Below are 12064 nucleotides of genomic sequence, written 5' to 3'. Positions count from 1 at the left end.
TGAAGCACAAACACCCATGAGTCCGCCAACTGACGGATCATCAAAGATAGTTATGCACATATGAAAAGTCCAATGTTACAGTCTGCAACAAAATATCTGTTGCCTATATTGCTACTATTCTCCTTCTTCCTTCTATTACGAGGACACTATTATCCTGGAGGAGGCTTTGTCGGAGGGCTAGTGGCATCCATAGCGTTCGTATTACATAGCTTTGCTAATGGAACAGCACAGACCATGAAACTTTTAAAAAGAAAACCATTATCTCTGATTCCGATAGGACTAAGCTTATCGACACTGAGCATGGTCATACCAATGGTATTTGGCTTACCCCCAATGACTGGATTGTGGTTTGAGCATCCCATCCCGGTAATCGGAATGGTTGGCTCAGCACTCTTTTTTGACCTTGGCGTCTATTTGGTCGTAATAGGTGTGGTCTTGACAATTTTATTTACGATAGCCCTAAATAACGAGGAGGAAAATAGCTAATGGAACTATTGCTTATCATATTAATAGGTTTACTATACGCGGCAGGGGTCTATCTCATCCTCCGAAGAAGTATGGTTAAGCTTCTCCTAGGCATCATGCTGCTGGGCAGTGGAGCTAACATTTTGATTTTTTTACTAGCGGGGATTACAAAAGGTAAGCCACCGGTAATCGACGAAGATGCAAAGCTTTTTCAGGATGTATTTGCCGATCCTATTCCCCAAGCTTTAATCCTCACGGCTATCGTTATCAGCTTTGCTTTAACGGCCTTTGCAATTGTATTATTAAAAAGAGTTTACGCGCTTGTAGATTCGGACGATTTAGATGATTTAAATACCCCAGAGGAAGAAGATATATGATAGACAACCACATATTAGCTCCAGTTTTCATCCACCTGTTTACGGCCATCCTACAACTTATTGCATGGAGAAAGACCGTTACTCAGCGCTTTATGAGCGTAATTGGAAGTTTTTTGGCGGTCCTTCTCGCTCTGCGCTTATTGATTAGAGTAAATGAACAGGGCATCTTAACACTCAACGCTTCCAACTGGGAGTCACCATTTGGAATTGTATTTGTAGCAGACCTACTCAGCAGTTCGCTGGTTCTTATTACATCTCTTGCTGCCCTAGCCGTCTCTCTATTCTCATCAACAGGTTTGAATAGACAGCGGATGAACTACGGTTACTTTCCTATCTTTCACTTTTTGGTCATGGGACTAAATGGTGCTTTTCTGACAGGAGATATTTTCAATCTATACGTCTGGTTCGAGGTCATCATCATTTCCTCATTTGTACTCATGACGCTAGGAGGTCGTAAGACACAACTCGAAGGAGCGGTAAAATATATGGCGATGAATATACTGGCATCGACCTTCTTTCTTACGGGTATTGGTATCTTATACGGCATGACCGGAGCTCTGAATATGGCAGACCTTTCCTTAAAGATCCAAGCCGTGCAAAACCCGCATCTCGTCGGCATCACGGCCTGTTTCTTCTTACTGGGTTTTGGAATAAAATCAGCCGTATTTCCCTTGTATTATTGGTTACCCTCATCGTATCATACACCACCTTCTGCAGTAGCCGCTACATTTGGAGGTCTACTCACAAAAGTAGGTATCTATGCTATGATCCGCGTATTCAGTTTAATCTTCATTCCGGATCAGTTTACAAAAGATCTCTTGGTATGGCTAGCTATCTTTACGATACTGACAGGAAGTTTTGGTGCATTGATCAAAACAAACATTCGACGTCTCTTCTCTTATCTGATCGTATGTCACATCGGTTTTATGATAGGCGGGATCGGCATGTTTACCAAAGTTGCCCTTATGGGAACCATATTCTACTTGTTCCATGATATCCTTGTCAAAACCAATATGTTTTTAATCGCTGGTTTGGTCGGACAACTTCGAGGCAGTATGGATATGAAAAAAAATGGTGGACTTTATGGCGAATATCCTAAATTGTCTTTGCTCATAGCCATTGTCCTGTTCTCACTTGTAGGAATCCCTCCTCTATCTGGATTTTGGCCAAAAATATTTTTGTTCGAGGAGGCTTTTACACAAACACAATATTTTTTCATCGGTGCACTCATCGTAGGTAGCTTTGTCACGCTTTATGTGATTGCGAAAATGTGGGCTGAGGTATTTTGGAAAAATGTACCTGAGGATGTAACTATAGAAAATAAATTTGAGCCTCTCCCCTTGGTTCGTAAGATACTTCTTGTTTTACCAATAGGGATACTGGGCTTAGCCACTTTATATATCGGTCTGAATTCGGAAACAGTCATTCAATTGGTTGATAAGATCACAGATCAATTAATTAACACGCAACCTTATGTAGATGCGGTATTAGGTAAACAAAACTAGGTGTATGATTAAGCAATTTTTAATGAACCTTTTGCTTTCCTTCATTTGGGTGGCGCTTACAGGTTCGATGTATTATACCAATTTTGTATTTGGTTTTTTACTGGGATTTGCTATCCTATGGATCATGAGCCGTAATGACGGTGACCGTCGCTACTTTTATAAGGTCCCTCGTATTGTTAGCTTTGTGTTCTATTTTTTATATCAAATGATCAAAGCGAATATTCAGGTTGCTTACGACGTAATGACGCCACGTTATTTTATGCGTCCTGGGGTGGTAAGATACCCACTGAATGCACAGACGGAAATGGAGATCAATATTTTGTCTATGATGATTTCGTTGACACCAGGGACTTTGATTCTAGATATTAGTGAGGATAGAAAAACCATGTATATACATGTGATGTATTTGGACGACCCCAAAAAGTTTGTTCAAGACACAAAGACAGGATTAGAACGCAGACTATTAGAAGCTTTAAGATGACATTGGCAGCATACTTCGACTATTTTATACTACCGATCCTAACGATATCGGTGATTTTAGTATTTATCCGCTTGGTCAAAGGTCCCAAGGTGGTAGACCGTGTCATAGCATTAGATCTGATAATCACGATTGGGATTGGAATCATTACGATTTTCACAATAAGGTCCAACCAAAAAGTACTACTAGATGTTGCTATTATACTTGCTCTTATCGCATTTTTAAGTACAGTAGCCTTTTCATTTTATATAGAAAAAAAAGAAGATGATTGATATATTAATTGCTATACTAAGCACAATAGGAGCTTTAGCTATTTTCTTTGCCTCATTAGGAATTTTGAGAATGCCTGATTTCTACCTCAGGCTATCGGTTACTGTTAAGGCAGCAACACTAGGCGTAGGCTTACTGTTGCTCTGTGCAGCTATCTTATTCCCCGATATATCCGTTAGTACAAAGGCCATCGCTATTATTTTTTTCTTGATAATCACTTCTCCTATTGCAGCACATATGATAGGCCGAGCTGCCTATTTTACAGGGACACCGCTGTGGAAAGGAACTATCGTGGATGAGTTAGCTGGACAATACGATAAAGAAACACACCAACTCAAAAATGAAGAGGTAAACAAACAAACTAATGACGGGGACAAGCCAAAGGGTCAGATTGCAGATTGTGAGAAAGAAACAAGATAAATCATCTAACCCCTTCCTCTTTGCGTAATAGCTTTCTATTTCTAGATTTTTCGAGGCCAGACTTCAATAATGGATACAAAAACACTGCACCTAGTATAATTACTGCGCCAAAGTAAAACCCTGTACTCATAGTCTCTTTGTGTCCCAATATCAAAATAGCCAGCAGTATCCCATATACAGGTTCGAGGTTCGTGGTGAGCGCAACCGTAAATGCGCTTAGCTCCTTCATCACTGCAACGCCAAGCACATAGGCAAAAGCCGTACAGACGCTCCCCAACAATAACAAGTAAACCCAGTCTGAAGAAGAAAGAATCATTTCTTCATTAAACTGTTTTGAAAATAACATGATGACAGAAACGCCAATAAAGGCTCCTATCATCTCGTAGAAAGTAATTATTGTAGGACTATCTTTCTTCACCATCTTGGAGTTAAGTATGGAGAAAAAACTAGCACAAAGTGCTGCTAATAACCCAAAAAGAATCCCTTGCCAATATTGGAATTCAAACTTAAAGATAAGATATATCCCAAAAATAATGACCAGCCCTACGATGACATCACCTATAGCGATAGATTTACGATTAAATATAGGTTCTAGGATAGCAGTAAATAATGTCAACGAAGATAGGGTTACTAAAGTTACAGAAACCGTAGAAATCTTAATTGCGTGAAAAAAGGAAACCCAATGCACCCCCACAATTACCCCTACACCTATAAACTTTAACATCTTTCCCCAAGGAATAAGAACAATTTGCCCTTTCATTCTAAGGTAGACAAATAATGTCAGGGCAGCAATCAACACCCTATACCATACCAAATGAAGAGCCGAAACAGTGATCAAATCACCTAGCACACCAGTGAATCCCCAAATCAGTACCGTAAAATGCAGAATCAGCAAGTTGCGATGGCGAACAGTAAATTGCATATCGATTGTATATGATTTTATTTAGGTGCCTTTTTCAGCAAGATAAGAGCCAGTATCAAAAAAGTCAAACTAGGTATTAACACGGAAAACAAAGGAGGTAATCCTCCCTTTAAGGCAAACATGGTTGAGAATTGATTAAAAACTAAGAAGCCAAAACTTAAACCAATTCCAATACCAAGACTTAAACCAATTCCTCCTCGTACTTTCTTAGAGGAGAGTGCCACACCCATTAATGTCAGTATAAATGCAGAAAAAGGATGTACGATGCGTTTATATTTTTCCAATAGCAGGTCGGTCATCATTCCTGTACCACGGGTCTCTTCCTTACGTATACGCTCATTAAGCTCTTCGGTCCCCATAGCGGTAAAGATATTTTCGTATACTTCGAAATCCTGCGGTCTCATATCCAACGTCGTATCTCGTTTTTCACCCTTCAACATCTCTTCTTTCAAGCCCGTGATAATCCGATTTGTATAATTTTCTATGCGCCACTTGTTAGCTACAGAATCCCAGGCCACACGATCGGCCATCAGCTTTTCCTTCAACTCCAATCCATCAAACTTCTCCATCACAAAATTGTATCCTATAGCTCTTTGTGTATCGAAGTTATCAATATACACATACGTATTACTATCAATCTGCATATGTGTAGAAGAAGTATTGGTATTAATCTTATGAGGTTTGACATAGACATTTTCAAACTGCACCTTCATTTTGTTGGTGAGTGGCAGCACATACAGATTAGAGAGCAACGTGAACGTAAAAATCAACGTGGCAGCTATCATATAAGGACGTAGTAGCCTATTAAAACTCATTCCTCCATTTAGTATAGGTACGATCTCTGTCTGATCCGCCATCTTGGAAGTAAAGAAAATCACCGCAATAAAGTTAATTAACGGTGTAAGCATATTTAGGAAGAACGGTACCGATCCCAAAGCATAATACTGAAATAGAACCTGCGTAAAGGAAGCCTTGTTCTTCAAAAAATCGTCTAGTTTTTCCGACACATCGAAAATCACGATTACCACAATAAAAATAGCTACCGTGAATAGGAAGGTAGTTAAATATTTACGGATGATGTAACGATCGATGATATTCATTTCTCAAAGTAAAAATTAAAAAAGCAAAAGTCAAAAATCTATAGTCGTTGTCCCAGGACTTTTACCATTTTCTCTTTCCAATCGTAGAACGTTCCTTCTATAATTTTTTCTCGCGCCTGCTTTACCAACCAAAGATAAAAATGTAAATTATGCAGAGAAGCAATCTGTGCACCCAAAATTTCCTGAGAACGAATTAAATGTCTTAGATAAGCCTTTGTATAAAACTGATCCATCATCAAATCCGACTCTGCCTCTATAGGTGAAAAATCGGCTTTCCACTTTTCATTCTTTATGTTGATTATTCCGTTACGTGTAAACAACATACCGTTACGTGCATTACGCGTAGGCATTACACAATCGAACATATCTATACCTAATGCAATATTTTCTAGAATATTTATAGGTGTCCCTACCCCCATTAAATACCGTGGTTTTTCCTTAGGTAATATAGCGGTAACCACTTCTGTCATGGCGTACATTTCATCAGCAGGTTCTCCCACCGAAAGCCCACCTATTGCATTTCCCTCTCGTTCGAAAGAAGCGATAACCTCTGCAGACTTTGCCCGCAGATCTTTATATACAGATCCCTGTACGATAGGAAATAACGTCTGATCATAACCGTACAAAGGTTCCGTGCTATCGAAACGATTACAACACCGCTTCAACCAACGGTGTGTCATATCCAAAGAGCGACGGGCATATTGATAATCACAGGGATAAGGTGTACATTCATCAAATGCCATGATTATATCAGCACCTATAACACGCTGTGTATCCATAACATTTTCAGGAGTGAACAAATGTTTAGATCCATCAACATGCGAGCGAAAAGTCACCCCCTCTTCTCTAATTTTTCGAACTTCGGTCAACGAGTATACCTGATACCCTCCTGAATCGGTAAGTATAGGTTTGTCCCAACCGTTAAACTTGTGCAAACCACCTGCTTTATTCAACACATCCAATCCGGGCCTCAAATAAAGATGATAAGTGTTACCTAATATAATCTGGGCTTGAATATCATTCACCAGTTCATGTTGATGAACTGCTTTCACTGTCCCAGCAGTACCTACCGGCATAAATATAGGGGTCTCTATCTTCCCATGTGCTGTCTCCATTACCCCTGCGCGTGCCTGGGAAAGTTTATCTTGTGCTTGAAGCGTAAATTTCATATGTATATAATTTGCCTTTTAAAGGCTATCCGCCAGCTGACGGATCCAAAGTATTTTTATTTCTGTTGGCGTAGCCATTGCTACATCAATATTTCATATCTATCTAAATCACCGCAAAAATACTATAAAATTTTGAGCCTACGACACCTTTGCTATTTAATTAGCAATTCTTAACGCATAATGTTATAAGTATTAAAAAGAACGCCTTATCTTTGGCATTTCATATGAATCTGTACAGTTATATCAGCCCCAACATTGTATATATCGTTTACGGAATTTTAGGTCTTTTCCTATTACTCCAGCTTTATTATATCCTATTTGTTTACAACAAATTAGCCCGATACAAGGTGCAATCTTATCAGGGGGAAAACAGTCTTCCTTCGATATCAGTAATAATTTGTGCACATAACGAACAAGAGAATCTAAAGACGTTCTTGCCTACTATTCTGCAACAAGACTATCCCGATTATGAAGTCATCGTAGTCGATGACTGTTCAAGTGACGAAAGTAAATGGGTATTACAGAGTTTCCAAGCGCAGTATCCCCATCTTCGCGTAGTCGAGATCAAGGAGCACATACAACTTAAGCACAGCAAAAAATTTGCATTGACGCTAGGGATCAAAGCTGCCAAAAATGAACATTTGGTAATGACCGATGCGGACTGTCAGCCCCAAACAACTTTATGGCTAAAAGAAATAGGAGGAGCATACAGTACATCTCAAGAAATTGTGCTAGGCTATTCGCCATATTTTAAGACCAGCGGTTTTCTAAATAAACTTATCCGTTTTGAGACAACCCATACTGCGATGAGCTATCTTTCTTACGCATTAAAAAGGAATCCTTATATGGGAGTAGGAAGAAACCTCTCTTACTTAAAGAGCTTATTCTTCAGGGGAAAAGGCTTTAATGCACACATGCACATCAAATCGGGGGATGATGATCTATTTGTCAATCAAAATGCAACGAAGAACAATGCAAATATCGCTATACACCCTGATGCACATATTTACTCTGTTGCTAAAGACAGCTGGAAAACCTATTACAAACAAAAAGCACGGCATTCTGGTGCATCGATAGCTTACAAAAAATCTCATCAGCGTATGCTAGGCACTCAACTGGCAACCGCATTCTTATTTTACACAACACTTCTTATTTGCGTTGCATTGTTTCCTGGATTATGGTATTTGGCATTGGGAGCCTTTTTGTTACGTTATTTGTGTCAAATTATTGTGTTCCGTCCAATCTTCCGTAAATTGCAAGTCACGGATCTCTTGTTTTGGCTACCCGTGTTAGACTGTTTCTTCTACTTCTACATCTGCCTCAATGGTCTGTTTAATAGAGGGAAGAAACAAAGGTCCTGGAAATAGTTCAAAACCTTTTTGTTTAAAGATCGTATTACATCATATATTATAATTTATAAAAATCGTGAATCCTACAGTAGATATTATATATAAATATTTTCCAAATCTTACAGAACCCCAGAAAGCACAATTTGCCAAACTGGAGGAAGTTTATCCTTTTTGGAATGACCAAATCAACGTTGTGTCCCGGAAAGATATAGAGAGTCTATACCTAAAACATGTGCTACATTCATTGGGTATAGCAAAATTTGCACATGAGTTTGTCGCTGGCACACGAATCCTTGATGTGGGGACAGGGGGTGGTTTTCCAGGCATACCGTTAGCCATACTATTCCCTGAAGTCCAATTTCATCTTGTTGATTCCATCGGTAAAAAGATAAAAGTTGTACGCGGTGTCGCTGAAGCAATCGGCCTAACTAATGTAGAAGCAGATCATATTCGTGCAGAACAATTGGACTACAAATATGATTTTGTGGTTTCTCGCGCTGTGACCAGACTTGCTGACTTCGCTCCTTGGATCAGAAACAAATTTGAAAAGAAGGATAAAAATGGAATACCAAATGGCATATTATATCTTAAAGGCGGCGATCTAAAAGAAGAAATAAAGGAATCTAAGTTGAAGGCCGAATTACATCCGCTATCATCGTATTTTAAAGAAGACTTTTTTGACACGAAGTATGTTGTATACGTACCAATGTAATATCCTCACAATGAAAATATCAAACAGGGCTGCGTCAAAAAAACAGCCCTGTTTTAATGTAGTATACCCCATCAACTTAACTATCGATTTCCTCAGAAATTCGTTTACCAATAATGTTAACTTCTTCGTCCATTCCAAACATAGGCAAGCCGGTTTCAGGATGTAGTTTCAACCACTGGGTATCCGTATCTCTAATAATCTGAACGTACTCCTTACCATCCTTAAAAACAGTATAAGTATCTTTCTCATCTGGAAAAACTGAGTATACAGTATCTCCAATTTCAATATCAAAAGGCTCTTGCATTTCCATTATTCCCTACTTTTAAACCACAAAGTTAGCAATATCAATGTAGTAACACCTTATACTTTGGAAGAATTATATTGGATATACGATAGAATTTCCTTAAGTTTAAGTACCGATTATGAACATACTAGATAAAATTGCCTTAACAAAAATTAAGGGAATAGGCCCGAAACTGAGCCGAAACCTTTTGAACCACTGCGGGTCAGTAGATGTTATTTTCAATAGTTCGAAAAAAGAATTACTATCCATTCCGGGCATCGGGCCTTCTGCCGTTGACAGCATCTTATCCCGAGATTATATCCAAGAAGCTGAATCCGAATTGGCATTCATCGAAAAACATCAGATTGAGGCTATTTGGATAGAAGACGACAAATATCCACGTCGACTCAAAAACTGTGAAGATGCACCAATATTACTGTATTACAAAGGCAATGCAACGCTTAATCCTTCTCGGGCTGTCAGTATCGTCGGGACACGCAATGCGACTCATTATGGCAAACGTATATGCGAGCAATTGATCGAAGGACTCCGTACACTAAACGTACAGGTGATAAGCGGCCTAGCCTACGGAATAGATGTATTGGCGCACCGAAATGCGGTGAACCAGCAAATCCCAACAATAGGCATATTAGGACACGGCCTAGACCGGATTTATCCCGCCACTCACCGGGAGATCGCATCTAGAATGTTGGATAATGGCGGATTACTAACGGAATTCCCATCGGGCACTAATCCAGATAGGCCAAATTTCCCGATGCGAAACCGAATCATTGCTGGCCTGTCCGATGTCACAATCGTAATAGAAGCCGCGATGAAAGGTGGTGCGCTCATTACCGCAGAGATAGCAAATAGCTACAATAGGGATGTTTGTGCATTTCCAGGCTCTGTAGAGCAGGAGTACTCTGCTGGATGCAACTATTTGATAAAGACAAACAGAGCTCACCTCATTCGCCACACCGATGACCTGTGCTACCTAATGAATTGGGAAAAATCTCCTAGTAAAACTGAGAAACAACTCGTTATCACACCTCCGGATTTAAGTCGTGACGAACAAAAAGTACATAGCTTTCTTGCCGAACAAGAACTTGAACAGAGCACAATAGATCAAATTGCAAACTACTGCGATTGGCCACAAAGCAAATTAGCAATCATTTTATTGGAGATGGAAATAAAAGGACACCTACTCTCTTTACCAGGGAAAGTATTTAAATTAATCTAATGAATCTAGCAACATTCTGTTTATTATAGACTCCAGTTATCGTTACTTGCTGACGCATATTGCAGTATTACCTCCTCATAAATAACTCTAACAGCAAAAAAATAGAATTCTTTTCAGCTGACTATCAGAATCGTATGATTTAAACGGATTTTAGTTTTTTGTAAATGGTTTTTTTTCCTACTTTTGTGGTGGGTAAGTCCTTTACGACCAGCTCCCATTGACTCCCCCAGGTTGGGAACAAAGCAAGGGTATTTGGTTGAGCGGTGCGATAAAGGGAGCTTACCCATTTTTTTTGCCTAAAATTTACCTTCCTGTATACTCTACAAAAACTTTCTACATCTTATTCTAAAAAAACCAGCTAGTCCGTTAAAGTCTGCTCAAGTCCGTTAAAGTCCCTTGAAGTGCCTTATACCCGGTTCTTTCCTACGGCTAAGCCGGTCTATTTCTAGGTCAATTATCACATTACCTATCATTAACTTTTAAGTTTTAACTTTCTTTTCGTTTATTTGCAGTTCGAATTAACACGAATGTATGAGTTGGTTTAAACGAAACAAAGCTGGTATTAGTACCGCAACAGAAAATAAAAAAGAAGCTCCCGATGGGATGTGGAATAAATGTCCCTCTTGTAAAAAGCCTCTTTTAAACTTAGAACAAATTGAAAACAATTACGTTTGTCAATATTGCGGTTACCATATCCGTATAGGATCTGCTGCTTATTTTTCTATTTTATTAGATGACAACGTCTTTACCGAACTGTTCCCTAATTTAACTGCAGGTGACCCTTTACATTTTGTAGACAGCAAGCCGTACAGTGAACGATTGGTAGAAAGCCAAGCTAAAACAGGCTTAAAAGATGCTCTTCGGAGTGCACACGGCAAGCTAGATGGCCAAGATATTGTGATTGCCTGTATGGACTTTAATTTCATCGGTGGTTCTATGGGGTCTGTTGTAGGTGAAAAAATAGCCCGTTCTATTGATTACTGTATCGAACATAAACTACCATTTATGTTGATATCGAAATCAGGCGGAGCACGTATGATGGAAGCTGCTTTTTCATTAATGCAGATGGCAAAAACCTCTGCGAAATTAGCTCTTTTGAGCCAAGCAAAACTCCCTTACATCTGCCTCTTGACAGATCCAACAACAGGTGGTGTTACGGCGTCTTATGCGATGTTAGGAGATATTAACATTGCTGAGCCTGGCGCACTCATTGGGTTTGCTGGACCTCGTGTCATCAAAGAGACTATCAAGAAAGATCTACCTAAAGGTTTCCAAACTTCCGAATTTGTTTTGGAGCATGGATTTTTAGACTTCATCGTCGATCGTAGACAACTTAAAGAGAAGGTTTCTACATTTTTGAAACTTGTCAAATAAAACATTACCCCCTAACAAAAAGGCTCTTAGAATTCTAAGAGCCTTTTTGTTGAATATAATATCTGGTGAAACTCCAGACCTTTCTATACCTCATATAGTCTAAATCCGTCTCATTATAATAGGCTTCCCGTTCAAAGCTTATATTCCTATAGGCACGATGGAAATCTCTATGGCGCACTAGCTGGATCAAGAATTCGAGTAGATAAAGCAGATAGAAGGGGAATACGAACAATTCTAACGCTTGGGCGATATGTATCTGCTCATGATTAATCAACACCACATCTTCTCGTAGCTTCCTCGTCTTCACAAAAATGAAAGGGAAAATAGTCACAGCACTCGCTCTTCCTGCTGAAAACAAACGGGTGAGAAACGAGCTAACAATTACTTTACCTTTCATATG

15 protein-coding genes and 1 other RNA gene are annotated in these 12064 nt (G+C 39.3%); 11 read left to right on the top strand and 5 right to left on the bottom strand.

Going from position 1 to position 12064, the window contains the following annotated elements; all coding sequences use genetic code 11:
• Positions 1-60 precede the first annotated feature (60 nt).
• Genes B5X76_RS02595 through mnhG form a run of 6 tightly spaced genes read left to right on the top strand, consistent with a single transcriptional unit; the run spans position 61 to position 3515 of the window.
• The gene (locus tag B5X76_RS02595) at positions 61-486 is read left to right on the top strand and encodes a Na+/H+ antiporter subunit B (protein WP_079640947.1); all 426 of its coding nucleotides are present in this window, start codon (positions 61-63) and stop codon (positions 484-486) included.
• Entirely contained in the window at positions 486-842 is a 357-nt protein-coding gene (locus B5X76_RS02590) for a Na+/H+ antiporter subunit C (RefSeq protein WP_021068689.1), read from the top strand. Before B5X76_RS02595 ends, B5X76_RS02590 begins: the two co-directional genes overlap by 1 nt.
• Positions 839-2347: a proton-conducting transporter transmembrane domain-containing protein gene (locus B5X76_RS02585; RefSeq protein ID WP_079640945.1), complete on the top strand. Its 1509-nt coding sequence runs from the start codon at positions 839-841 to the stop codon at positions 2345-2347. The genes B5X76_RS02590 and B5X76_RS02585 overlap by 4 nt, the downstream gene beginning before the upstream one ends.
• A gap of 4 nt (positions 2348-2351) precedes the next feature.
• The gene (locus tag B5X76_RS02580; RefSeq protein ID WP_079640943.1) at positions 2352-2828 is read left to right on the top strand and encodes a Na+/H+ antiporter subunit E; all 477 of its coding nucleotides are present in this window, start codon (positions 2352-2354) and stop codon (positions 2826-2828) included.
• Positions 2825-3097, top strand: coding sequence for a monovalent cation/H+ antiporter complex subunit F (locus tag B5X76_RS02575; protein WP_079640941.1), 273 nt, complete (start codon positions 2825-2827; stop codon positions 3095-3097). The genes B5X76_RS02580 and B5X76_RS02575 overlap by 4 nt, the downstream gene beginning before the upstream one ends.
• Positions 3090-3515 (top strand): monovalent cation/H(+) antiporter subunit G, encoded by a 426-nt coding sequence (gene mnhG / locus B5X76_RS02570; RefSeq protein ID WP_079640939.1) that lies wholly within the window; start codon positions 3090-3092, stop codon positions 3513-3515. Before B5X76_RS02575 ends, mnhG begins: the two co-directional genes overlap by 8 nt.
• Position 3516: 1 nt before the next feature.
• Here the strand turns inward: mnhG and B5X76_RS02565 are convergent, their stop codons facing one another.
• Genes B5X76_RS02565 through tgt form a run of 3 tightly spaced genes read right to left on the bottom strand, consistent with a single transcriptional unit; the run spans position 3517 to position 6706 of the window.
• On the bottom strand, positions 3517-4437 hold the full coding sequence (locus tag B5X76_RS02565) for a DMT family transporter (protein ID WP_079640937.1): 921 nt from the start codon (positions 4435-4437) through the stop codon (positions 3517-3519).
• 17 nt (positions 4438-4454) lie between these two features.
• Positions 4455-5537 carry an LptF/LptG family permease gene (locus tag B5X76_RS02560; RefSeq protein WP_079640935.1) on the bottom strand — a complete coding sequence of 361 codons (1083 nt, stop codon included), beginning with the start codon at positions 5535-5537 and terminating at the stop codon, positions 4455-4457.
• A gap of 38 nt (positions 5538-5575) precedes the next feature.
• Positions 5576-6706 (bottom strand): tRNA guanosine(34) transglycosylase Tgt, encoded by a 1131-nt coding sequence (tgt, locus tag B5X76_RS02555; RefSeq protein ID WP_079640933.1) that lies wholly within the window; start codon positions 6704-6706, stop codon positions 5576-5578.
• A 224-nt stretch (positions 6707-6930) separates the two neighbouring features.
• Here tgt and B5X76_RS02550 point away from each other — a divergent pair, with 224 nt between their 5' ends.
• Positions 6931-8073, top strand: a complete 1143-nt coding sequence (locus tag B5X76_RS02550; protein ID WP_079640931.1) for a glycosyltransferase — start codon at positions 6931-6933, stop codon at positions 8071-8073.
• 58 nt (positions 8074-8131) lie between these two features.
• Positions 8132-8767: a 16S rRNA (guanine(527)-N(7))-methyltransferase RsmG gene (gene rsmG / locus B5X76_RS02545; protein WP_079640929.1), complete on the top strand. Its 636-nt coding sequence runs from the start codon at positions 8132-8134 to the stop codon at positions 8765-8767.
• Between the two features lie 76 nt (positions 8768-8843).
• Here rsmG and B5X76_RS02540 read toward each other — a convergent pair whose 3' ends face one another.
• Positions 8844-9077, bottom strand: coding sequence for a hypothetical protein (locus tag B5X76_RS02540; protein ID WP_079640927.1), 234 nt, complete (start codon positions 9075-9077; stop codon positions 8844-8846).
• Between the two features lie 112 nt (positions 9078-9189).
• Between B5X76_RS02540 and dprA the strand changes: the two genes are divergently transcribed.
• From dprA to accD, 3 genes are all read left to right on the top strand, one after another.
• On the top strand, positions 9190-10290 hold the full coding sequence (gene dprA, locus B5X76_RS02535) for a DNA-processing protein DprA (protein WP_079640925.1): 1101 nt from the start codon (positions 9190-9192) through the stop codon (positions 10288-10290).
• 190 nt (positions 10291-10480) lie between these two features.
• An RNA gene (gene ffs, locus B5X76_RS02530) (signal recognition particle sRNA small type) lies at positions 10481-10578 on the top strand.
• 243 nt (positions 10579-10821) lie between these two features.
• Positions 10822-11664 carry an acetyl-CoA carboxylase, carboxyltransferase subunit beta gene (accD, locus tag B5X76_RS02525; protein ID WP_079640923.1) on the top strand — a complete coding sequence of 281 codons (843 nt, stop codon included), beginning with the start codon at positions 10822-10824 and terminating at the stop codon, positions 11662-11664.
• A gap of 34 nt (positions 11665-11698) precedes the next feature.
• On the opposite strand, the gene B5X76_RS02520 is transcribed toward accD, so the two are convergent.
• Positions 11699-12061 carry a hypothetical protein gene (locus B5X76_RS02520; RefSeq protein ID WP_139375184.1) on the bottom strand — a complete coding sequence of 121 codons (363 nt, stop codon included), beginning with the start codon at positions 12059-12061 and terminating at the stop codon, positions 11699-11701.
• Between the last annotated feature and the right edge of the window lie 3 nt (positions 12062-12064).

The sequence above is a fragment of the Sphingobacterium nematocida genome (genome assembly GCF_900168125.1).
In the GTDB taxonomy this organism is placed as follows: domain Bacteria; phylum Bacteroidota; class Bacteroidia; order Sphingobacteriales; family Sphingobacteriaceae; genus Sphingobacterium; species Sphingobacterium nematocida.
The sequence above is the reverse complement of the archived record's forward strand: the minus strand, read 5'-3'. Positions and strand labels throughout refer to the sequence as shown.